Below are 25,035 nucleotides of genomic sequence, written 5' to 3'. Positions count from 1 at the left end.
TATTTTATAATATTTAATATCTTATTTTTATTGTCGCTCTTACAGATCGTCCGGGCATTGGGAAGTATTTCACAATTTCGTAATTCTTGTCCATCAGGTTCAGTACTTCCACGCTGAAAGAGGTGGTGACTTTTCTTATCTGGAAATCGCGGCTTGCAGAAATACTGTGGTCGCTATAACTATCTAATCTGTTTTCGGCAATGTTTTGTCCCAACGCGTAGCGCTTTCCTGAAAATAGGAATGAGTAAGACAGATTGATCCATGGTGTTTCAATGCCTGCCTGCCCCGAAGCGGAGACGCGGGGAGTGTAGGCTATCTGGTGTTTGTATGTCGATTCATACGTGTTTGGATCGGGTGGGGTAACGTCTAATGCTCGTTGGTATGTATAGTTACCCGAGAGGTTGATGCGGATTTTTTCCCAGGGTTGGAGGGAGAGACTTCCTGTAGCATCAATGCCTTTGATGTCAACTTGTCCCAGGTTTTTCATGCTCCATACTGCAAGGTTCTTGGTAGGGTAAGCGATGATTTTATCTGTTACCTTATTATAATAAGCATCGACGGTTGCTGACAAATAGGGTAGGAATGGGCATACATTCTTGCTGTATGTCAGTCCGATGTTGTATTGTTTGGCTTTTTCCGGCTTTAGTTGTGTGTTTCCTACTTCTTCGTAATATAAGTCGTTGAAACTTGCCAGGCGGAAAATATCTTTATAGAAGAAGCGTACACGGAATTCTTCATGATGAAAAGGTTTGAATGCGGCACTTACATAAGGGGTTAGTTTACGGTGATTGCCGGCACTGCCGCCTTTCTTTACATCTTCATTGATAACGGTTGCCAATGCGGATGCGGAGATTGTTAACCAGTCATTCACGTATTTGCCGGCGAATGCCGTTAGCCATGAATAGCGCGTGGGATGTACAAAGTTGTTTAGATCGGCGTTCATGGTGTTGATGCTTCCGTCGGTGGAAAGAGAGAATGAGAGGTTGCTCAACAGTCTGTATAGTACAGAAGCGGAAAGGTAATATTCTTGCTGGTAGTAGCTGTTTTCTGTTTTCTTTAATGAGTTCTTTGTATCGGGGTCCAGGTACCGTTGATAGCTCCAATTCCACTTGGCAGAGGTTTGGAATACCCATTGTTGGCTGAATTCTTTCTTGTATTGACTTTGTATGAAAGTGTTTTTATCCCACAGGTGTTGGGTAGAATGGTCGTTGTAGAAAGTGGTAGCTTTGGGTAGTCCCCGGGAGGACTGGAAGTAGTAGGCTTTCAACCGCCATTGTTCTTTATCGGAGAAGTTGCCGTAAAGTCCGGCTTCAGCACGGAATGTCTGTACGTCTGTATTTTTCCGTTTCTCACGTGAGGACAGATCTCCTTCTGCACTTCCATAGCGCAGTGTATATGGATAATGTCCGTCAGAGGACATCCATTCGCCACTGACTGACATGCTCCATGTTTTATTGAATTGTTGTTCCAGCAGGAGGGAGGGATTGACTAATCCCCAGGAACCTGTTTTGAAAGCTCCTGCTATGTTGGTCTTTTTGTCCTTCGTGAATAGTGGGGTAAGTGTTTGTATATTCAGTATGCCTGCTGCTGCAAAGAAGCGGGCAGGTTGGAAGATATTATCGCTTTGTCCGTTGTTTAGAGAAAGTCTGTCAACATTATCGAGCGAGAAGCGACCTATATCAATTTGTCCCGTTTGGCAATCGGTCAGGGTAATTCCGTCATAGCTGACAGCAGTATGTTGTGCTCCCAGGCTTCGTATGGATACTGTTTTCAGTCCGCCGATACCTCCGTAGTCTTTCACGGTCACTCCCGCAAAGTGTTTCACTGCGTCGGAGACTTGCAGGGCGTGCAGGTTTTTCAGGGCGTCTTTGGAGAATACTTGCAGGGGAGCGGTTGAACGTACTTCGCGAGTCTGGTAGATATCTGATACTGTTATTTCAGGAATAGAATATGTATGTGTCGTATCTACCTTTTGCTGTTGTGCAAAAAGTGATATGGATAAGAATTGGCAGCAGAATACTGCAAAGATCATTTTCTTAAATGTTCTCTCTTTCATTTATTCCTTTTTCAGTCTATTGCTATTTAAAAGTGTCCGGGCGAAATCCCTTCGACCGGACACGCATAAATAAACTTGGCAGAGTTTATTCGTTTTAACACACTTTCTCTGAATCAGAGTGATGAATGAAATGATGGACGACTTGTCCCGTTCATTAGACTCAACGCTTTTTCCTCGAAAGCAGTGAAACATATTTGCATGGTAGGTCTTCTGACTTGTTCCTGCTACAAACGCCTTCCCGGATTAGTCTCCAGTGGCAATGAGTGAATTGCTTGTAACATACATGGAACTTACAGCAGCGGGACTGTTCAGGATTTGCACCTGATTCCCTTTTAATCGCTTCCCCCGCATGGGAGTCGCGAACCAATGCGTGACAAAGATAGGGAGTTTATTTTGCTTTTGCAAGGGGGAGTGTTCTTTTTCTTTCGTCTTGATACGAAAGAGAAAGAACCAAAAAGAAAATACCTGCGCTTGACGCTGAAAAACGAGGCCGGGAAACCATGCGGTGTGTTCGTGAGGAGGGTGTGGGGGAGGGGTAAGCGTTGGTGGGACTTTGGAAAAATGGTGACGCTATCCGATATAAATAGTGACGGTATATGCTCAAGATGCTAACGGTATCCTTGCCATATACCGTCACTATTTTTTCTATGTTAATCAAGTGTCCTATGTTAGTTCGTATAGTGTATGTTTACTGTTCGCTTTTCATTAGTAGGTATTCTTCGATGGCTTGTGCGGGGGCGTCTTTTAAGAGCACAGTTTTTTCCTTATTTAAAAGGTAGAGGGTGGGGATTGCTTTCAAGTCGTATAGTTGTTGTTCTTTGATGGCGAATTTCTTGTCGTATCCGTTGATCCATTCTTTGGGGAATTCGTTCAGATGTTTGCGCCATTCGTCCAGTTCTTCGTCAGGATAGACGGAGAGGACTGTTAGTTTCTTTTGTTCCAGAAGTTGGTTGATGATAGGGGCGTTTTTCAGGGCATCTATCGTTTCTGTGCAGGCATGGCAACCTGGGTTGTTGATGAATAGCAGGATGTAATCCGTTTGTTGTTGGTAGAGGGAACCTTGCGCGCCGGAAGCCAGCGTGTAGTTGAAGTTCAGGGCTTTGGTGCCGATGCGGTTTTTCTGGGCTAATTCCCGGCGGGCTTTGGGACGTACTTTTTCTATTTCCTCTAGCAGGGGGGAAGTTAACATAGCATCTAATACGGGGATGTAGAATTCTTCGTTACGCATGGGGGAGTTGGGGTCGTAGAGATATTTATCGGCCAGATCGGTGATGTAGGTGAATACCTTTTTGTCTGCGTTCGTTTGCTCGATTGTTTTCCGCATGGCTTCTTGTGCGGTTTTCAACGGGACGTGATTCAGTATGTCACAATAGTCCGCCCAGGCTTGTTCGGTTATTTCGGGGTGGTGGATGTAATTGGTGTCGGCGAAGTTGACATGATCCCAATAGTGCTTCACGAGGAATTCTGCACGTTGCTCCGGAGCTGTCATCATTTGCGGGATGGCGGGCAGGGTGAAGGTTGTAATAGTATCCCGGGGAGCTTCGTTTTCACATTGATTGGAAGCGTTTCCACTTTTGCAGGCACAAAGAAGGAGAATACACAAAGTAAATAGGATATTTATATTCGTTTTCATGACTTGCTATTTTTCGTTTAACTTATGTATGTGCATTGAAGTATACATGTATTGAAGACAAAGATAACTTTCTTTTTATTTTTATCAAAAAAATCATCTTTTTTTCAGTTACCGGAGTTTCAAATGGTGAATTTGCGAAGTTCGGGAAAGGATGAGCTGGAAAGAGGATCATGTTCTGTTTTTAAGATTTCCATCGAAAAAGAATACTTCAACATGATTAAACCAGAAGACAAATTGCATAAACAAATGCAAGAATATGCAGAAACTCCGGCTTATTTTGTATGTTTTAGCGAGGAATATGCACTTTTGGGGGTAAGTAAAGCCTCCATTTCTTACTGATATAGCTTTGGTTTCTCACCGATGAACCTTCTGTTTCTCACCGACAAACCTTTGGTTTCTCGGTGAGGAAGCTGCGAAGGCATAAAAAGGGACTTTTTTTGAGCTGGTTGGTCTTCGCCGGGTGATAAAAGGAAAATGGCAAAAAGACCGTATACCGACGATTTGTCTTTCCAAAAGAGTCATATAGTGGTAAATTACTTTTGTGTTGAAAGAAAAACGTTCTAAAATGTAAAATATAGGATTCCGCTGAAGGAAAATGCTACGCATTTAGTTAATCTTCCGCACGGTGATCCAATCTATTGCATTCTCGTGTGTTTTAATATTCCTTTTTTAAGGAAGTATGCACAGTGGTCATTCTTGCATTTTGCCCAGACTTTTCACTGTATTGGCGAACTCATCTTTCGGTACAATGGCTTTGTTGCGTGTCTTCAGTCGGTTGTTGTAGACCGTCTGCGGAGAGCAATGTAAGAATTCGGCTATCTTCACGCTATCGTTAATTCCCAGACGTACCAGCGCATATATGCGTAGTTCGGTATTCAGTAATTCTCCATCTTTTAGTAAAATCTGCTCGTCGGGATGCAGCAGGGCGTTGAAGTCTTCGACAAAATTGGGATAGACATGTAGAAAGATGGCGTCGAAGTTATGGTAAAGCTCTTTCAACTCATTCTGTGCCATAATCGGAGAGTCTGTCAATTCTTTTATGTCATCAAATTGTTTGGCTTTCATTTTCCTGTTAATACTTTTACGGAATTCGTCCAACTTGCTGATATAGTTGGAACAGATGGAAAATACGTAACCTATATATTCTTCCTTTACATAATTGGATTCGCGAAGTTGGGCGTTTGTTTCTTTCAACTGTTCATTTAACGACTGTAACTGGCCGTTTGCTTTTTCCAACAGTTGATGGGTTTCCGACAGTTCGTCCACATGTTTGTTCAGCAACTGATTGCTTTCATTCAGTTGGGAGCGTGAATATGCCAGTCGCTTCATTTGCATATAGATATAGAGAATGGCAATCAATAAAATGATTGAAAGAATACTGACCAGAAACAAGAATGTATGCAAACGGGCTTCCTGTCGGATATTTCTTTCCTGATAGGCCCGATGAATGGCGTCTTGTGTTTCCGAAATGCCGATAACACGTACCCGGTTGCGATAAAGTTGGGCGTTTTGGAGGCAGTAATTAATATAGGTATAGGCACGGTCTATATCATTCAGTTCATACAATGTTTTTGACAGCTCTTCCAGCGAAGCAATGTCCTTGTTTGCTGTTTTCACATCCGCCATTGCCGAATAAATCATATATTTCAAATACTCGTTTTGTTGATTGCTATCCTGATAAAGGCAGGCTAGGATATAGGCATTCATTGCATCACGTCGAGTTTCCAGGGGATGACCTCTCTACTTCATTCAAGAGTTCTTTCTTTATGGATTCCGTTTCAGTGGTTCCCAGAAATTTCCACCCTTTGTACCATAAATAGAAAGGGTCTTGAGGAGTGATGTAGGCATAGATAGAGTCTTTATACGCTTTTTCTTTCTCATAATATCCTTCACGGATATTTGTATTGTTATCTCCTGAATACTGTCTGAAATGGGAGTACAGATACATCAACTGTCCGTAATATTCCACTTTCAGTTCAGGGGTGAGTAATTGGCTCGAAACATTGCGTAATTCATCTAATGCCTCCTTCAACAAACCGGTAGCAGCCAGAAGAAAAGACTTCTTGATTTTCCATTCCGCTTTCCATTCTTTTTTATTTAGCTTGTCGGCGATGTCCAGATTCTGGTCTACATAAATCATGGCGGAATCGGAATTGTAAACGGAATATTCATCGTAATACATCTTGTTCAGCCAATAGCGTTCTTCTGATGTACGGATATTCCGTCCCTGGTTATGGAGTTGGTTTATTTTGGCCTCTTTAGCAGCGACGAAATCATCCTTTCGCGCGATTAAAGAATCTAATTTTGATAGAAGAGACTCAATTTCCATACTATGGGAGTCAGCAGACAAAAAGGTAGAAGTAAATAAAAGTAATAAGGTAAGCAGATGTTTCATTGTACTATATTTGGTTAGACGTACAAATATAAGTCAATCCTTTTAAATATGGCGGATGTTCTTTAGGAAAAAGTTAGGTTATATAATCGTTTGATGATGAATACCTCTTCCCGTTTTATTTATTAAAGTTTACTTTTTGCTCTCTTCTTTTTATAGTAATATGTTAATAATTAGATTTTTATCAAAAACGGTGGTTTACTTTTGCGCTTTACCTGCTCATACAGGCTATATGCACTTGTTTTATCTTTGCGTTGACAAAAGTCATAAGAAATTTGAGTGTTAACTTTAATATTTTGTGTTATGAGAAATGATTTAAAAAAGACGCAAGCGTTCAGATATATGTTATCTGTCGGATGCTTGCTGTTTTTCTTTTCTATCGGTATGTTTGCCCAGCAGCAGACTGTGAAAGGAGTAGTAAAAGATGTAACCGGTGAGCCCATTATCGGTGCGAGTGTATTGGTAAAAGGTACTAATAACGGTACTATTACTAATCTTGATGGTGCTTTTTCTCTCTCCAATGTAGAAGAGGGGGTAGAGATTGAAATAACCTACGTAGGTTATCTTCCGCAAATTGTGAAAGCTACTATCGCTCCGCTCAACATTATTTTACGGGAAGATACGAAAACTTTGGATGAAATAGTAGTGATTGGTTATGGTACTCAGAAGAAGAGTGTGGTAACGGCCTCTATTGCCAAGGTCTCTTCCGAAGATTTGAGCAGAACATCTCCCACACGTGTGGACAATGCGTTGAAAGGTCTGGCAGCCGGTGTTCAAGTTACTACCCTCAATGGTCAGCCGGGAGCGAGCTCAAGAGTACGTGTGCGTGGTATTGGTACTATCAACAACTCCGACCCGCTTTACATTATTGATGGTATGCCGGTAGACGGTGGTATTGATAATATCAATCCTGCTGATATTGCCAGTATCGAAGTATTGAAAGATGCAGCTTCCGGAGCCGTTTATGGGGCTCGTGCGGCAAATGGTGTTGTTCTCGTTACTACAAAGAAAGGTAGTATCGGCAAAACTAAAGTGAGTTATGACTTCTCTTATGGATGGCAAAGTGCATGGAAGAAGCGGGATATGCTGAATGCTACCCAATATGCTACATTGATGAATGAGGCTGCCGATTATGCAGGCGAGGCTCCCCGTTACGAACAGGTTGCTTCTTTAGGTTCGGGTACCAATTGGCAGGACGCCTTGTTCTATGATAATGCTCCGGTCCAGAATCACCAGTTAAGTATCAGCGGTGCTTCCGAGAAGGTAAATTACTATTTTTCATTAGGATATTATGATCAGGACGGTATCATTGGGGGAAATTACGATGCTTCCAACTACCAACGTCTGTCACTGCGTAGCAACACAATGTATACGCTGTTTGACGAATCGGAACAACGTAATTGGCTGAAAAAGATGACATTCTCTATGAACATAGCTTATTCTCGTGTGAATAGTGTGGGTGTCACTGCCGGCAGTCTGACCGGATCTCCGCTCGGCGACGCTTTGTTCATGGATCCTACCATGTCCGTTTACGCTAAAGATGAAAGCGAACTTCAGAATTATGACCGGAATACTTATGGTGACCCTATCTACGACAAACGTAGCGGACAGTTGCTTTCCATGCCGAGCAGTGATTTCAATGAACTTGCTAATCCGCTTGCAAGACTTTCCTTACCCTATGAAAAGAATAATTCTGATAAGATTATCGCTACTTTGGCTGCCGAACTAAGTGTTTGGGATCATTTGAAATATAAATTCTCTTGGGGGTCCGACCTCGCATTCTGGGGAAAAGACGGATGGAATCATCCTCACTATCTGAATAAAAATGCTACGAATGACAAATCGAAAGTGTGGTCTGAAATGAATCGTGGCTATACGTGGCAGATTGAGAATGTGTTGACGTATGACAAAACGTTTGGTGTTCATTCTTTTGCGGTTGTGTTGGGGCAGTCGGCCAAGAAGTATACAGGACGCGGATTAAAGGGCGATGCAATGGATATGATTGAATATATTGGGGACAAGGCAAACTTGGATTTCACAACCGGTTTGCAGTCTGCAGGTAAACGTAATGCCACCGGTGGGGCATTTGACCCGACAACGTTGGCTTCCTACTTCGGTCGTTTGAGCTATAACTATGATGAACGCTATATGTTACAGGTTACTGTGCGTCGTGACGGTTCGTCTAACTTCGGTCCTAATAACAAATGGGCTACCTTCCCTTCCGTATCTTTAGGATGGAACATAACAAATGAAAAGTGGATGGATCAACGTCCATCTTGGTTGACTAATACAAAACTGCGCCTCTCTTGGGGTAAGAACGGTAACGAAAATATCGGAGCTTTCCGTTATATGGCCAATGTAGCTATCGGCAACAACTATGTGTTCGGCACTCCGGGATACCAGAGCATCGTCATGGGTAGTAAGCCGTCCGGTACTCCCAATAAGGACTTGAAATGGGAAGAATCGGAACAATATGATGCCGGTCTGGATTTCGGCTTCTTCAACAATGCTTTGACTTTCACGGTGGATTATTTCTACAAGAAGACGAATGGCATGCTGAAGGAAATGAGTATTCCTTCTTACTTGGGTGAGTCCAAGCCTTGGGGCAACGTTGGTTCGATGAAGAATGAGGGAGTTGAATTGGAGCTGGGGTATAAGTTCAATAAAGGTGACTGGAACTTCGGAATATCCGCTAATGCCAGCTATCTGAAAAATGAATTGATTAATCTGGGGAATGCCGATGGCTTTGAGATGTATGACAATGTTCACCAGATTGGTAACGTATCCCGTGCGGAAAACGGAATGCCATATCCTTATTTCTATGGTTATAAAACAAACGGTATCTTCCAGAACAAGGAGCAGATTGATGCTTATGTGAATGATAAAGGGCAGAAGCTGCAGCCCAACGCAGTGCCGGGTGACGTAATCTTTGTAGACTTTGACAAGAACGGAGAGATCAATGATAAGGATAAGACAATGATTGGTAAGGGAACTCCTGATTGGACATTCGGTTTGAACCTCAATGCTTCCTGGAAAAATATCGACTTCAGCATGTTGCTGTCAGGTGCTATGGGGCAGGAAATCATGGACGTAACCCGTCGTCTGGACTGCCGCTATGTGAATCTTCCCGCAGAGTTTATGAATCGTTGGCATGGTGAAGGAACTTCCAATACAATGCCTCGTTTTTCTTGGGCAAACAACAATGATAACTGGCGTGTTTCTGATCTTTATGTCCATAATGGTTCTTACGCACGTATCAAGAACATTCAGTTGGGTTATACATTGCCGTCCTACCTGACTCAGAAGATCTTTATTCAGAAGCTTCGTTTCTATGTGGCTGCCGAGAACCTGCTGACAATGACTTCTTATAAAGGTCTTGATCCGGAACTCAATGGTGACGAACGTTCCAATGGTATCGACCGTGGTTACTATCCTCAGGCGCGTACCTTTACCGTAGGTGTTAATCTTAATTTTTAATGAATATAAAGCATACAGATATGAAAAAGTTTACATTATATAGCTTCGCCGCTCTGGCTTTGATGCTGGGTACAGCATCTTGCGGCGACGACTTCCTGTCAGTTGAGCCTTCAAGCAGCTTGCCCATTGACGGATATTATACTACAGAATCCCGAATGATGGAGTCAGCAGTGGCTGCTTACGATCCGATGCAATGGTATGACTACTTTGGTGGATGGGCACCCTTGAGCTTGGTATGGGACGCTATGGCTGATGATATGTATGTCGGTGGCGGCAACACATCCGACCAGTCACAGATTCACCTGATTTCCCAGTACAAGTCCGATCCCCGTAATAATATCGATGGAGCGTGGACAACAAGTTATTCAGGTATCAATCGGTCTATCCGGTTGATTGATAATGCGAAGGATTCAGATCTATCCGATGATAAAAAGGCTCTTTTTATAGCCGAAGGCCGTGCGATGCGTGCCTGGTATTATCTTGTTCTCTGGAAAACATGGGGCAATATTCCTTTTTATGAAGAGAACTTGACCAGCCTTCCTTATCTGGCAGATCAATTAACTGTAGATCAGGTTTATGAAAAGGTGGTTGTCGATTTGGAAAGCGTGCTGGACAGTGAAGTACTTCCGATGAAACAACCCGACGAATGGGCCGGACGTATGACGCAAGCTGCTGCTTCCATGATTTACGCTGATTATGTGATGTACCAGAAAGACCAGTCCCGTTACGGAAAGGCTTTGGGATATATGAAAGCAATCATCAATTCGCATAAGTATGACTTGGTTAAAAATTATAATGATCTTTATGCGCTTGATAAGGAATGGAACGAGGAAATCATATTCGATGTAAATTATATAGCTAAAGGAGGTAAACGTACTTGGGGGGATGCCAATTTTACAGGTGGTACTGTATATCCTGAAATGATTGGTATTGATGGCTTGACTATCAAATGTGCAGAGGGGCATACTCCTGAATTTACAAGCGGCTGGGGGTTCGGCTCTGTTTCTAAAGAAGTGTATGATGCCTTTGAAGACAATGACCGTCGTCGCGATGTTGCCATTCTTAATCTGGATAAATATGCAAGGGCGAAATTCGCTGAAGGGGATACCGTCACTTATGGTGGTCGTTATCAGAACACCGGTTACTTCCTGCGCAAATATCTGCCCCGTCCGGGTGATACGGAAGGTAGTGTAGGTGATGCCGGTTTGAACCATGATGAAAATCTTCATCTTTACCGTTATGCCGAGACATTGCTCAATGCGGCTGAACTGGCTTTGGCTACGGGTGACGGTCTTGCGCAAGATTATTTCGATCTTGTCCGTGAGCGTGCCGGTGTAGCTTCTATCCCTGTTACCGTGGATAATATCATTAATGAACGTCGACTTGAATTTGTGGGTGAGGGAAAACGTTATTTCGACCTTGTCCGCTCCGGAAAGGCTGCTACCGTACTCAAAGCTGGAGCCGGTGTGGTTCTACGGACTAAGCGTACCTATAATTTTGACAAGAATCAGTGGGAAGGTGAAAATACTTGGGGTGGACAGGCTATCCCGGAACGTGTTGACTGGACAGAAAACAAGAAATACATTCCTATTCCTCAGAGTGAAATAGAAGCTGCACAAGGCTCGATTACGCAGAATCCATACTAATTTAATAAGTATATTTCCTTAGAATGCCTTGCTTGTGCCACGCCTTTGACGCGATATGAGCAAGGCATAATCAAATTAGAAGAATAACATATGATGAAACATTTCAAACTGTCTTCTGCCTGTTTGCTTATGCTTTCTTTCTTTGCCTGCACACCGCAAGCAGGTAGTGAGAAGGATAGGGACATAGATAATAAGGTCGAGGAACTGCTGGGTAAGATGACTTTGCAGGAAAAAATAGGGCAGATGAATCAGCTGAGTCCGAATGGAAGCATTGATCAGATAGCCGGAGTGATAAAAGAAGGGAAAGTGGGTTCTCTGTTGAATCTGACTGACCCTGAATTGGTGAATAAAGTGCAGGAAATAGCTGTGAAGGAATCCCGGTTGGGGATTCCTGTCCTGATGTCGCGTGATGTGATTCATGGATACAAAACTATATTTCCTATTCCATTGGGACAAGCGGCAACCTTTAATCCCCGAATTGCAGAGGATGGAGCCCGCATAGCCGCTGTTGAGGCATCTGCCGATGGTATTCGCTGGACTTTTGCTCCGATGATTGATATTTCCCGTGATCCGCGATGGGGACGTATGGCGGAAAGTTGTGGCGAAGATCCTTATCTGTCTGCTGTGATGGGAGCGGCGATGGTTAAGGGGTTTCAGGGGGATTCTTTGGACGATCCGACAGCCATAGCGGCATGTGCCAAGCATTTTGTGGGTTATGGTGCCGCTGAAGGTGGCAAGGATTATAATTCGACATTCATACCGGAACGTGAATTGCGCAATGTCTATTTCCCTCCTTTCGAGGCGGCTGCCAAGGCAGGGTGTGCCACGTTCATGACTTCTTTTAATGATAATGACGGAGTGCCTTCTACCGGTAATTCCTTTATATTAAAAGAGGTGCTGCGTGGAGAATGGAATTATGACGGCGTAGTTGTGACGGATTGGGCGTCGGCTACCGAGATGATTGCGCACGGTTTCTGCAAAGATGCGAAGGAAGCGGCTGAAAAGTCGGTCAATGCAGGTATAGATATGGAGATGGTAAGCGGTTCCTTTATGGAAAATCTGGAGACTTTGGTAAAAGAAAAAAAGGTTTCGGTAGCTACTATTGATAATGCAGTTCGTAATATCTTACGTTTAAAGTTCCGCTTAGGGTTGTTCGATAATCCTTATGTGGTATCAGATCAAACAGTAAAATATGCGGAAAGTCATTTGGCGAAAGCGAAAGAAGCAGTAGAGCAGTCGGTCATCTTATTGAAGAATGATAACGAGGTTCTTCCTTTGGGAGAGATGGTGCGTACGGTTGCTGTAGTCGGTCCGATGGCGGATGCCCCTCATGACCAGATGGGTACGTGGGTGTTTGATGGTGAAAAGGAACATACACAGACTCCGCTGAAGGCATTGCGGGAAATGTATGGAGACAAGGTTCAGATTATTTATGAACCGGGATTGGCCTATAGCCGCGACAAACAGACTTCGGGTATAGCAAAGGCGGTGGCAGCAGCCCGGCGGGCGGATGTGGTACTGGCTTTTGTCGGTGAAGAATCTATTCTGTCGGGCGAAGCTCACTCCTTGGCTGATTTGAACTTGCGTGGAGCGCAATCGGAATTGATTGAAGCGTTGGCAAAAGCCGGTAAACCGCTGGTGACGGTGGTTATGGCAGGTCGTCCGCTCACTATTGGTAAAGAAGTGGATGAATCGGCTGCCGTGCTTTATTCCTTTCATCCGGGAACGATGGGTGGTCCGGCTATTGCAGATTTACTGTTCGGCAAGGTTGTTCCGAGTGGGAAGACTCCGGTTACTTTTCCGAAGATGGTGGGACAGGTCCCTGTTTATTATGCGCATCATCACACGGGACGTGCTCCCAGCGGCAAGGAAACATTGATTGATGATATTCCATTGGAAGCCGGGCAGACCTCGTTGGGTTGCACTTCTTTTTATATGGATGCAGGTTTTGGTCCTTTGTTCCCCTTTGGTTACGGATTGTCGTATACTACTTTTGCCTATGATGTGTTGGAATTATCGGCTGATAAGTTGGCGGCAAATGCTACATTGACGGCGAGAGTGAATGTGACGAATACCGGAAAGTATGCCGGAACAGAAGTTGTCCAGCTCTATGTGCAGGATAAGGTGGCTTCTGTAGCCCGTCCGGTGAAGGAGTTAAAAGGTTTCCAGCGTGTCACTTTACAGCCGGGAGAGACCAAGACTGTAACTTTCTCATTGCCCGTCAGTGAATTGGCTTTCTGGAACATTGATATGAAGAAGGTGGTGGAGCCCGGAGAATTTAAGTTGTGGCTGGGTACAAACAGTGAGGAAGGACTTTCCGCTGATTTTGAAGTAATAAATTAATCGTTAGGAATAGGTATGAAATATATAATTTATGTATTATTGTTTGTGGGGGGATTTGCTTCATGTCAGCAAAAACAGGCGCAGCAACAGGAAATTGCGCCTGCTCCTGAAGCATTCGTGCGTGTGTCCGGACAGGACTTGATTCAGCCGGATGGCAGCAAACTATTTATTAAAGGTACGAATCTGGGTAACTGGTTGAATCCCGAAGGATATATGTTCGGCTTCAATAAAACTAATTCCGGACGTTTCATCAATGAGATGTTTTGTCAGATGGTAGGTCCGGACTTTGTGGCAGAATTTTGGAAACAGTTTAAAGACAACTATATCACCCGCAAGGATGTGGAATTTATCGCTTCTACGGGGGGCAAATACCATTCGTCTTCCTTTCCATTATAAACTCTTCACTAATGAGGACTATATGGGGTTGACAGGGGTTCAGGACGGATTTGCCCGTGTAGACAGTGTCGTGAACTGGTGTCGTGATAATAATCTTTACCTGATTCTGGATATGCACGATGCTCCGGGCGGACAGACAGGTGATAATATTGATGACAGTTACGGTTATCCCTGGCTGTTTGAAAGCGAGGTAAGTCAACAGTTGTTCTGTGATATTTGGAAGGAGATTGCCGATTATTATAAGAATGAGCCTGTAATATTGGGATATGAGTTAATCAACGAGCCTATCGCTCCCTATTTTGAAAATATGGAAGAACTGAACGCAAAGCTGGAACCTCTGCACAAGCGTGCGTTGAAAGCTATTCGTGAGGTGGATAACAATCATATTGTCCTGATCGGAGGAGCACAGTGGAATGGTAACTTCAAGCCGTTCAAGGATGCTGCTTATGACGATAAACTGATGTACACTTGCCATCGTTACGGAGGTGATCCTACAAAGGAAGCTATCCGGACTCTTATCAATTTCCGTGACAGTGTGAACCTGCCGATGTATATGGGTGAAATCGGTCACAATACTGATGAATGGCAGGCGGCTTTTTGTAAGGTGATGGAAGAAAACAACATCGGGTACACTTTCTGGCCGTATAAAAAGATAGATGGCTCTTCGTTTATGGGTATCAAGGTGCCGGAAGGTTGGGAGCAAGTAGTTGCTTTCTCGGAAGCACCTCGCGCTACTTACAAAGAGATACGGGATGCACGCCCTGATCAGGAGGTGGCAAAGAAAGCGATGTCGGCGTTTATAGAGAATAGTAAATGTGAAAATTGTATGCCGCAAACGGGTTATATCCGTTCGCTGGGCTTGTGGGTTAATAAATAAAAAATGGATGACCATGAAAAGTATGATTATTTCGGGCATGTTGGCCCTATTGTTGGGTAGTGCGGTTCAGGCACAAACGATTCCCGTTTATTTGGATAATACAAAACCTGTAGAGGAAAGAATAGAAGATGCGCTCAACCGTATGACTTTGGAAGAGAAAGTGGCGATGACACATGCCCAGTCCAAGTTTTGCTCACCGGGTGTGGCACGTTTGGGAATTCCCGAATTCTGGATGACAGACGGTCCTCATGGTATTCGTCCCGAAGTGCTTTGGGATGAGTGGGAACAGGCCGGATGGTCTAATGATTCTTGTGTGGCTTTTCCTGCACTGACTTGTCTGGCGGCAACATGGAACCCCGAAATGTCTATGCTTTATGGAAAGAGTATCGGTGAAGAGGCGCGTTATCGTAATAAGTCCGTGTTGTTAGGTCCCGGAGTGAATATTTACCGTACTCCGCTGAACGGGCGTAATTTCGAATATATGGGTGAAGACCCTTATCTGGCCGGACAAATGGTAGTTCCTTATATACAGGGTGTACAACAGAATGGCGTTGCCGCTTGCGTAAAACACTATGCGCTGAATAATCAGGAAGTGAACCGCCATACCACCAATGTTATTGTGGATGACCGTGCTTTGTATGAAATTTATCTGCCTGCTTTCAAGGCTGCTGTCCGGCAGGGGAAGGCTTGGGCCATCATGGGATCTTACAACTTGTATAAAGGTCAGCACGGTTGTCATAACCAATATTTGCTGAATGATATCCTGAAAGGTGAATGGGGATTTGACGGAGTGGTTGTTTCCGACTGGGGAGGTACCCACGACACGGAAGAAGCTATTCATAATGGCTTGGATATGGAGTTCGGTAGTTGGACAAACGGACTTTCCAATGGGGCAAGCAATGCTTATGATAACTACTATCTGGCACATCCGTATCTTACATTGATAAAGGAAGGCAAAGTAGGAACAAAAGAGTTAGATGATAAAGTGAGGCGCATTCTTCGTCTGGCTTATCGTACAACAATGGATAGGGAACGTCCTTGGGGTGCTTTGTGCTCGGAAGCTCATTTTGCTGCCGCCCGTCATATCGGTGAGGAGGGTATTGTGTTGCTGCAGAACAATAACAATGTATTGCCTATTGATTTGGATAAGGTGAAAAAGATTGCTGTGATTGGTGAGAATGCTGTGAAGATGATGACAGTGGGCGGTGGTAGTTCTTCACTGAAAGTGAAACATGAGCTTTCTCCGTTGGATGGGATCAGAACTAGATTCGGAAATAGGGCGGAAGTTGTTTATGCCCGTGGATATGTGGGTGATCCTACAGGTGAGTATAACGGTGTGAAGTCTGGTCAGGACTTGAAAGACGACCGTTCGCCGGAAGAACTTATTGCTGAAGCTGTGGAAGTTGCCAAAGAGGCTGATTATGTGATCTTTGTCGGTGGGTTGAACAAGAGTGCGCATCAGGATTGCGAAGATGCAGACCGCAAGGAACTTGGTCTGCCTTATGGACAAGACGAGGTGATAAAAGCTTTGGCACAGGCTAACAAAAATCTGGTTGTCGTCAATATCTCGGGTAATGCAGTATCTATGCCCTGGATCAAGGATGTTCCGGCTGTGCTTCAGGCATGGTATTTAGGTTCGGAAGCCGGCAGTGCGATAGCGGCAATTTTGGCAGGTGATGTGAACCCGTCGGGGAAATTGCCGTTTACTTTCCCTGCTGCTCTGGAGGATGTAGGTGCTCATAAATTAGGCGATTATCCGGGTGTTCTTAGAGCGGATGGCAGTAATATTGTGGATGAGAAATATAATGAAGGAATTTTCGTAGGCTATCGTTGGGCGGATAAACAGAAAACAAAACCTTTGTTTCCTTTCGGACATGGTTTGAGTTATACTACTTTTAAATATGGAAAGGCTGTAGCTGATAAGAAGGTAATGGGAGCGGATGAAACGCTTACTATTACTGTACCGGTAACAAATACAGGTAGTCGTGAGGGGAGCGAAGTAGTACAATTGTATATCAGTGACTTGAAATCATCTTTGCCTCGTCCTGTAAAGGAGCTGAAAGGATTCAGTAAAGTGAGGCTGGCTCCGGGTGAGACAAAGGAGATTACTTTTACTGTCAATGAAGATGCTTTGAAATTCTTTGATGACACCCGTCATCAGTGGGTGTCAGAGGCGGGTAAGTTCGAGGCAGTCATAGCATCTTCCGCTACAGATGTCAAGTCCAGAGTTCCTTTTGAGCTAAAATAGAGTTGTAATTCTTGTTTCTTTATGGTTCTTCGTCAAGTTTCGTGTTGGCAAATCTCATTGAAAGACCGATGTGTAAGGGGCTTTAGCCTAAATTAAGTAACACGGAATTTGACTAAGAACCTTATTTTTCCTTAGCCAACGTAAATACAAATTCCAATCCGCCACCCTGATTGTTTTTGGCGGAGATGTTGCCGCCGTGGATGATGACGGCGTTCTTCACGATAGCCAGTCCCAACCCTGTTCCGCCCAGTTTGCGTGAGCGGCCTTTGTCTACCCGGTAGAAGCGTTCGAAGAGGCGGTTCAGATGTTCGGGAGATACTCCTATACCTGTGTCGGCAAAGCTGAAATAGTAGAATTTCTCATCTTCGCGGAAACAGTTGATATTTATTTGAATATTGGTTCCGGCGTATGCAATGGCATTGTCCATCAGGTTGCGGAAGATGGAATAGAGCAGTGAGTAATTACCTTTGATTTGTATGCTCTTTTTCAGGGAGTTGATTACTGTTATATGCTTTTCGTCCAGTTCCAGTGACACTTCATTGATAATGTTTCCTACCAGTACACTGATGTCCACCCGTTCCATATCGATCATGTTGGCGGCTTCATCCATGCGGGTGAGTACGGAGATGTCGCGTAATAGTCGGCTTAACCGGTTGCTTTGTGCATAACAACGTTCGAGGAATACGTTGATCTTCTCACGTGGAATATTTTCATTGCTGACAATGGTTTCCAAATACCCCTGAATACTGCTGACGGGAGTTTTCAACTCGTGGGCGATATTTTGGGTCAGTTGGCGTTTGAGTCTTACTTGCTCTTCTTCCTGGGTGACGTCATTGATGGAGATTTCAAAGCTGGCATCCTGGAAGATGATACATTCTACGATAAATGTCCGTCCGTTCTTGTTGATGGTGACTGACATTCGTTTCTCACCTTTTCCTCTTGAACGTTCTTGCTGGTTCTTGTTGATAAAATGAATAATTTCTTTCAGTTCATTGATGGCAAAGACTTCTTCTGTTGTTTCCAGGTTTGAATCCGAGATCAGGTTACTGTATTGGGTAAAGAGGTTGTTGACTAGAATTTCTTTCTTGTCTTTTGTGAATATACCCAGTCCTTCGTGTGAAATCTGAAGATGGGTAATCAGTTTTTCGCGCTCAATGTAGAGAGCCTCTTTGGTTTCGTGCAGTCGTTTGTAGATTTGAATGATATGTTGGGAGATTTCTCCCAGTTCATTGTGCGGGAAAGCCGATTGCATAGCCATTTCGATAGGCTCGTTCCGGTCGGCGCGCATGGCAAATTCACGGAGCTGGTTGATGGAAGTCCCCAGTTTATTGGTGAATTTGTAGAAGATAACCATTAATAATAAGGTTACGATTACGGTAAACCATAAATAGTGCGGGTCTGCTTGCAGGTTGTTGATGAGGCTGACATTATAAGGCAAAGCCGAGCGCACGATATAATCTTTATAGCGGGTGGCTGAATAGAAATAGGGAAGTCCGGTTGTTTCGGAAGTACGGCGTACGTCATACCCGTTGCCATGCTTTATTGCCTTTTGTACTTCCGGACGGTTCTGATGGTTCTCTATCTGGCTGTTATGGCTCGGATAACTGTCGTAAACCACATTTCCTTCCATATCGATAAGGGTTACGCGTAAATCCTCCAGAATATGGTTGTTGACATATCCATTGATTATTTCACTGTCAATGGCTTGTTCGTCCAACTGTTCGTAGAGTCTGCTGTTGTAATCTTGCAATTTTGTATTCAGCAGTTCTATTTTGTATTCCCGTTCTCGTTGATACTGGTAAGCAATGAAACAAATGGCAAATACCAGAAACAGTGAGATAACCGAAAGGAAAAGCTTCCGGCTGAAAGAAAGAAAATGCTTTTGAGTTACAGGCAGGTTCATAATAACTATTTAATTCGGCATAATTATTTATTCAGCTTCAAAACAGTATCCGTATCCGAGACGGGTGACAATGCATTTGCCGTATACACCAATCTTTTTACGCAGACGGGTGATGTTTACGTCGATGGTACGGTCGAGCACGTACACTTCGTCACTCCAGATGCGGGCCAGGATGTCTTCACGCGAAAATACACGTCCCTTATTCTGTACCAGCAGAAGCAATATCTCAAATTCTTTTTTGGTCAATGGCACTTCTTCATCGTCGATACTTACTTTCTTCTTGGTGATGTCAATGACGAGCGATTGATAAGTAAGACGTTCGGGAGCTCTTTCCGTTTCCGTTGTTGCCGTGCGTCTTAGTACAGCCTTCACACGGGCAATGACCTCACGCAGAGAGAAAGGTTTCGAAATATAATCGTCCGCTCCCAGATTGAATCCGGTCACGGTATCGTTTTCAGTATCTTTTGCCGTGATAAAGATGATAGGCACTTTCGCTGTTTTCTTGTCTTTCTTCAAGATATTCGCCATTTTGAATCCGGAGATTTCTCCCATCATCACATCGAGGAGAATTAAATGATAGCTGCTGATGTCCATCTTCATTGCTTCTTCGGCAGAGTTTGCAGTGTCAACCTCATAGCCTTCGTTTTCAAGATTGAATTTCAGTATCTCACAGAGGTCTTCTTCATCGTCGACAACTAGAATACGGTAATCGTTCATAAGATATATGTATTAATGTGATATGACAAAGTTACGTTTTTATTTTATCCTTTGCAAAGATGGGGAGACTTTGTTACGGGCAGATGAAACAGACGTTACAATCATGTTACATTCCGGGAATCGAGAGGGCTGATATAAAATATAAAAGTTTTTGCTGATTGTAAGAGGAAAAAACGAACGCTATTTGTTATCTTTGTTAGCGAGATACAATAGAAATGTTTGACCATAGAAACTACAAATAATGATAAAAATTGACCTGAAAAGACATCGGCGGGAAATAATAGGCTCTGTTGTGGTGCTGTTAATTCTCCTTGGCGGTATGTCTGTGTTTAAATATACCTCATTCAATTCCGGTTTTGAGATTGTAGACGACTTGGGAGGGAATATATTCCCTTCGGCGATTCTGTCTGTTGCCACCACTGATGCGCAGGTGATTGTTCCGTCAGATTCAACGTATTTGGGGAATCCGAAATCGTGTATTGCTATTCGGGTGAAGTCGAAGACAGCCTATAGCCGGGTACGGATTGAAGTGGCCGAAACACCTTTTTTCTCCCGTTCGGTGTCGGAATTTGTACTAAACAAGCCCAGAACGGAATATACGATTTATCCTGATATCATCTGGAACTATGAAGCCTTGAAAAATGAGGCGCAGGCAGAACCGGTAAGTGTGGCTATTACTGTTGAGATGAATGGAAAGGATCTGGGGCAACGGGTGCGCACATTCTCTGTGCGTAGTATCAATGAATGTCTGTTGGGGTATGTATCGAATGGAACCAAATTCCATGATACAAGTATTTTCTTTGCTGCCTATGTCAATGAAGAGAATCCGATGATCGACCAGTTGCTTCGCGAGGCATTGAATACCCGTATTGTGAATCGTTTCCTTGGCTATCAGAGCAAAGCTAAAGGAGCGGTGGATAAGCAAGTGTACGCCCTTTGGAACATATTGCAGAAACGCAAATTCCGTTACAGTTCTGTTTCCAACACCAGCCTTTCGAGCAATGTTGTTTTCTCGCAGCGTGTCCGTACGTTTGATGATGCGCTGGAATCTTCACAGATTAATTGTGTGGACGGTAGTGTACTGTTCGCTTCATTGCTCCGTGCCATCAATATCGATCCGATCTTGGTACGTACACCGGGGCATATGTTTGTGGGGTATTATACGGATAATTCACATACGGACAAGAACTTTCTGGAAACAACCATGATTGGTGACGTCGATCTGGATGATTTCTTTCCGGATGAACAGCTGGACTCTACGATGGTAGGCAAATCGCAGAATGAAATGTCATTGCTGACTTTCGAGAAATCAAAGCAATATGCTAATAAAAAGTATAAGGAGAATGAGGAAGGAATCCACTCCGGAAAGTTGAACTATATGTTTCTGGAGATTTCTAAAGATGTGCGTAGGAAAATACAGCCTATAGGGAAATGATGTTTTTCAGGCACGGATTACACGGATTACGCTGTTGCTTTATGTTATCATCTTTCCGAAAACTGTGAAAACCGTGTAATCCGTGCCTGAAATTCGTATTTAATTCGTACTTTTGCCAAGTAATCATTTTAAAGTAAAAGGATGCAAGGCAAGAAATTTATCTCTCCCGGAGCATGGTTTTCTATGAGCTATCCGTCAGACTGGAACGAGTTTGAAGATGGCGAAGGCTCTTTTCTTTTCTATAATCCCGATGTATGGACGGGAAATTTTCGTATATCCGCATTTAAAGGAAAAGCCGGTTATGGTAAAGATGCTATCCGGCAGGAACTGAAAGAGAACGATTCGGCTTCGTTGGTGCAAGTCGGAGCGTGGGAATGTGCGTATAGCAAAGAAATGTTTCAGGAGGAGGGAACTTATTATACTTCCCATTTGTGGATTACAGGTGTTGATGATATAGCTTTCGAATGTTCCTTTACCGTACCTAAAGGCGGAGTTGTGAAGGAGGCGGAAGAAGTGATCGCTACTTTGGAGATACGCAAAGAAGGACAGAAGTATCCTGCTGAACTGATTCCTGTCCGTCTTTCTGAAATCTATTTGATTAATGAAGGGTACGAATGGGTGGTATCTACCGTGGAAGCAGGAACTGAAGAAAGATTTTCAGGGAATAGAAGAGGACTTGGAGAAACTTCAGCAAGTGATTGACAGCGGTAAGATAGGTGCGAAGAAAAAAGAGGAATGGCTGGCTATCGGTATTACTGTCTGTGCGATTCTGACGAATGAAGTGGAAGGTATGGAGTGGAAGACGTTGATTGACGGTAACCGGGAAGCTCCTGTTGTTCAATATAATGACCGGATCATTGACCCGATGAAAATTGCATGGAGTAAAGTAAAGGCAGGTGAACCTTGCAATGTCATTGAAGAGTATAAATCGGTGATTATTAATCACTAATCACTAACCAACTAATCATTATTTACGTGGCAGTACCTTATTTACAGATAGATAACCTGACCAAGTCTTTCGGTGACTTGGTTCTTTTTGAAAATATATCTTTGGGCATTGCCGAAGGTCAGCGTGTAGGATTGATCGCAAAGAACGGTAGCGGAAAAACGACCTTACTGAATATCATTGCCGGAAAGGAAGGTTATGATAGCGGTAATATTGTCTTCCGTCGTGACCTTCGGGTGGATTATCTGGAACAAGACCCGCAATATCCCGAAGAACTGACAGTGCTGGAAGCTTGTTTTCATCATGGCAACAGCACAGTGGAGTTGATAAAGGAGTACGAACGTTGTATGGAAACCGAAGGGCATCCGGGACTGGCAGACCTTTTGGTACGTATGGATCAGGAGAAAGCCTGGGAATATGAACAGAAAGCCAAACAAATTCTTTCGCAACTCAAAATCCGTAACTTCGACCAGAAAGTGAAACAACTGTCCGGCGGACAGTTGAAGCGCGTCGCTTTGGCAAACGCCTTGATTACCGAACCGGATTTATTGATTCTCGATGAGCCTACCAATCATCTTGACTTGGACATGACTGAATGGCTGGAAGATTATCTGCGTCGTACCAACCTTAGCCTGCTGATGGTGACGCACGACCGTTATTTCCTCGACCGTGTTTGTTCGGAGATTATCGAAATAGACAATCAGCAAGTTTATCAATATAAGGGAAATTACAGTTATTACCTCGAAAAACGTCAGGAACGTATCGAAGCTAAAAGTGTAGAAATTGAACGGGCTAATAATCTTTATCGTACGGAACTCGACTGGATGCGCCGGATGCCGCAGGCACGCGGACATAAAGCCCGTTATCGGGAAGATGCTTTCTATGAATTGGAAAAGGTGGCGAAGCAACGTTTTAATAACGATAACGTCAAACTGGAAGTAAAAGCATCCTATATCGGCAGCAAGATATTCGAAGCCGACCATTTGTACAAGAGCTTCGGTGACCTGAAGATTCTGGAAGACTTTTCTTATATCTTTGCCCGTTATGAGAAGATGGGAATTGTAGGAAACAACGGAACCGGAAAATCTACTTTCATCAAGATATTAATGGGGCAAGTACAGCCCGATAGCGGTATGGTAGATATTGGCGAAACGGTGCGTTTCGGCTATTACTCGCAGGATGGTCTTCAGTTTGATGAACAAATGAAGGTCATTGATGTAGTGCAGGATATTGCCGAAGTAATTGAATTGGGTAATGGAAAGAAACTGACAGCTTCACAATTCTTGCAGCATTTCTTGTTTACTCCCGAAACGCAGCATAGTTATGTCTATAAGTTGAGTGGGGGAGAGCGCCGTCGTCTTTACTTGTGCACTATCCTGATGCGTAACCCTAACTTCCTCGTGCTGGATGAGCCTACCAACGACCTCGATATTATCACATTGAATGTGCTTGAGGAATATCTTCAGAATTTCAAAGGTTGTGTGATTGTCGTTTCCCACGACCGTTACTTTATGGATAAGGTAGTAGATCACCTGATGGTATTCAACGGACAGGGTGACATCCGTGACTTCCCCGGCAATTATAGTGATTATCGCGACTGGAAGGAGGCGAAAGCGCAAAAGGAGAAAGAAGCAGAGAAGCCGCAGGAAGAAAAGACTGCCCGCGTCCGCCTGAACGACAAGCGGAAAATGAGTTTCAAGGAAAAGCGTGAATTCGAACAACTGGAAAAGGAAATTGCCGACCTGGAAACCGAAAAGGCACAGATTGAAGAACTTCTTTGCAGCGGTACACTCTCCGTTGACGAACTGACCGAGAAATCGAAACGCTTGCCTGAAGTCAATGACTTGATTGATGAAAAGACGATGCGCTGGTTGGAACTCAGCGAAATAGAAGGTTGAACTGTGCCGCTGTATTGGCACACCTGTGCCAATGCGGTGGCATTGCAGTGCCAATACGGTGGCACAGTTGTGCCACTATGTTGGCACAAGTATAGTTCAGCCTATTGCTGTGATGACCTGATGATGATAATAACCCTGATAACGTAACCTTGTATGACAAACCTTACCAATTATCATAGCCACTGCCTTTATTGTGACGGGCGTGCCAATATGGAAGATTTTATCCGTTTTGCTATTAGTGAAGGCTTTACTTCCTATGGCATCTCTTCTCATGCCCCGTTGCCGTTTTCTACCGCATGGACTATGGAATGGGACAGAATGGAAGATTACCTTTCCGAATTTGCCCGTCTCAAAGAAAAGTTTGCAGATAAAATAGAACTTGCTGTCGGTCTTGAGATTGATTACCTGAACGAAGATAGCAATCCCGCTTTCTTCCGATTTCAAGAATTGCCGCTTGATTATCGGATAGGTTCTGTGCATATGCTCTATTCTCCGGAAGGGAAAATCGTGGATATTGATACTCCGGCAGATACTTTCCGTCAATTAGTGGACAAGCATTTTGGCGGTGATTTGGATTATGTAGTCCACCTTTATTATAAGAATCTGCTTCGCATGGTAGAACTGGGAGGATTTGATATTGTCGGTCATGCGGACAAGATGCATTATAATGCTTCTTGCTACCGTCCGGGATTGCTAGATGAACCGTGGTATGATACATTCGTTCGCAGCTATTTCACGGCAATTGCCGAACGTGGATACATTGTTGAAGTCAATACCAAATCTTATTATGAATTAGGAACATTCTATCCCAATGAACGGTATTTTTCTTTCTTGAAAGAGCTGGGTGTCCGGGTACAGGTGAACAGTGATGCACATTATCCGGAGCGGATCAATAATGGGCGTGCCGAAGCATTGGCAGCCTTGAAGAAAGCAGGCTTTGAGACAGTCGTGGAGTGGCATCATGGAAGGTGGGAAGATATGAGAATCGGTTCTGTTTCATTTGTATGAGAAAACGTGCTTTCCGTTGAGCGTCATTAGCTTACTGGGAAAACACGTTCTGGAATCTGT

Annotated in this window: 12 protein-coding genes, 3 pseudogenes and 1 riboswitch; of the genes and pseudogenes, 10 read left to right on the top strand and 5 right to left on the bottom strand. The window is 43.8% G+C overall.

Going from position 1 to position 25,035, the window contains the following annotated elements; translation table 11 throughout:
* Positions 1-13 precede the first annotated feature (13 nt).
* Together NXV01_RS21770 and NXV01_RS21765 are read right to left on the bottom strand one after the other, a co-directional pair.
* The gene (locus tag NXV01_RS21770) at positions 14-2,056 is read right to left on the bottom strand and encodes a TonB-dependent siderophore receptor (protein ID WP_195649441.1); all 2,043 of its coding nucleotides are present in this window, start codon (positions 2,054-2,056) and stop codon (positions 14-16) included.
* A 182-nt stretch (positions 2,057-2,238) separates the two neighbouring features.
* A riboswitch (cobalamin riboswitch) is annotated at positions 2,239-2,439 on the bottom strand.
* Between the two features lie 305 nt (positions 2,440-2,744).
* On the bottom strand, positions 2,745-3,689 hold the full coding sequence (locus NXV01_RS21765) for a DUF5106 domain-containing protein (protein WP_148364853.1): 945 nt from the start codon (positions 3,687-3,689) through the stop codon (positions 2,745-2,747).
* Between the two features lie 51 nt (positions 3,690-3,740).
* On the opposite strand from NXV01_RS21765, the gene NXV01_RS21760 reads away from it, so the two are divergent.
* Complete coding sequence (locus tag NXV01_RS21760; RefSeq protein ID WP_148364854.1) at positions 3,741-4,028, top strand: hypothetical protein; 288 nt, start codon at positions 3,741-3,743, stop codon at positions 4,026-4,028.
* A 351-nt stretch (positions 4,029-4,379) separates the two neighbouring features.
* Here NXV01_RS21760 and NXV01_RS26090 read toward each other — a convergent pair.
* Positions 4,380-6,084: pseudogene (locus tag NXV01_RS26090) on the bottom strand (DUF6377 domain-containing protein).
* 300 nt (positions 6,085-6,384) lie between these two features.
* On the opposite strand from NXV01_RS26090, the gene NXV01_RS21750 reads away from it, so the two are divergent.
* From NXV01_RS21750 to NXV01_RS21730, 5 genes and pseudogenes are all read left to right on the top strand, one after another.
* On the top strand, positions 6,385-9,558 hold the full coding sequence (locus NXV01_RS21750) for a TonB-dependent receptor (protein WP_195649444.1): 3,174 nt from the start codon (positions 6,385-6,387) through the stop codon (positions 9,556-9,558).
* 20 nt (positions 9,559-9,578) lie between these two features.
* A complete protein-coding gene (locus NXV01_RS21745) occupies positions 9,579-11,204 on the top strand; it encodes a RagB/SusD family nutrient uptake outer membrane protein (protein WP_217721116.1) in 1,626 nt (541 codons plus the stop codon).
* 93 nt (positions 11,205-11,297) lie between these two features.
* Positions 11,298-13,547, top strand: coding sequence for a beta-glucosidase BglX (bglX, locus tag NXV01_RS21740; RefSeq protein ID WP_195649486.1), 2,250 nt, complete (start codon positions 11,298-11,300; stop codon positions 13,545-13,547).
* A gap of 15 nt (positions 13,548-13,562) precedes the next feature.
* Positions 13,563-14,820 (top strand): annotated as a pseudogene (locus NXV01_RS21735) (glycoside hydrolase family 5 protein).
* A 22-nt stretch (positions 14,821-14,842) separates the two neighbouring features.
* Positions 14,843-17,068, top strand: a complete 2,226-nt coding sequence (locus tag NXV01_RS21730) for a glycoside hydrolase family 3 C-terminal domain-containing protein (protein ID WP_409012957.1) — start codon at positions 14,843-14,845, stop codon at positions 17,066-17,068.
* Between the two features lie 121 nt (positions 17,069-17,189).
* On the opposite strand, the gene NXV01_RS21725 is transcribed toward NXV01_RS21730, so the two are convergent.
* Both NXV01_RS21725 and NXV01_RS21720 read right to left on the bottom strand, forming a co-directional pair.
* Positions 17,190-18,971 (bottom strand): cell wall metabolism sensor histidine kinase WalK, encoded by a 1,782-nt coding sequence (locus NXV01_RS21725; protein ID WP_195649448.1) that lies wholly within the window; start codon positions 18,969-18,971, stop codon positions 17,190-17,192.
* 27 nt (positions 18,972-18,998) lie between these two features.
* Positions 18,999-19,688 (bottom strand): response regulator transcription factor, encoded by a 690-nt coding sequence (locus tag NXV01_RS21720; protein WP_148364856.1) that lies wholly within the window; start codon positions 19,686-19,688, stop codon positions 18,999-19,001.
* 241 nt (positions 19,689-19,929) lie between these two features.
* Here NXV01_RS21720 and NXV01_RS21715 point away from each other — a divergent pair, with 241 nt between their 5' ends.
* The 4 genes and pseudogenes from NXV01_RS21715 (at position 19,930) to NXV01_RS21700 (ending at position 24,975) form a co-directional block, all read left to right on the top strand.
* Positions 19,930-21,123, top strand: coding sequence for a hypothetical protein (locus tag NXV01_RS21715; protein WP_148364857.1), 1,194 nt, complete (start codon positions 19,930-19,932; stop codon positions 21,121-21,123).
* Positions 21,124-21,264: 141 nt separating this feature from the next.
* A pseudogene (locus NXV01_RS21710) lies at positions 21,265-22,072 on the top strand (DUF3805 domain-containing protein).
* A 26-nt stretch (positions 22,073-22,098) separates the two neighbouring features.
* Entirely contained in the window at positions 22,099-23,967 is a 1,869-nt protein-coding gene (locus NXV01_RS21705; protein ID WP_148364859.1) for an ABC-F family ATP-binding cassette domain-containing protein, read from the top strand.
* A gap of 153 nt (positions 23,968-24,120) precedes the next feature.
* Positions 24,121-24,975, top strand: a complete 855-nt coding sequence (locus NXV01_RS21700) for a histidinol-phosphatase (RefSeq protein WP_148364860.1) — start codon at positions 24,121-24,123, stop codon at positions 24,973-24,975.
* Positions 24,976-25,035: the final 60 nt, after the last annotated feature.

Source organism: Bacteroides sp. BFG-606, from assembly GCF_024788145.1.
Classification (GTDB): Bacteria; Bacteroidota; Bacteroidia; order Bacteroidales; family Bacteroidaceae; genus Bacteroides; species Bacteroides vicugnae.
Note: the sequence above shows the minus strand (reverse complement) of the source record. Positions and strands in the feature narration are given on the sequence as shown.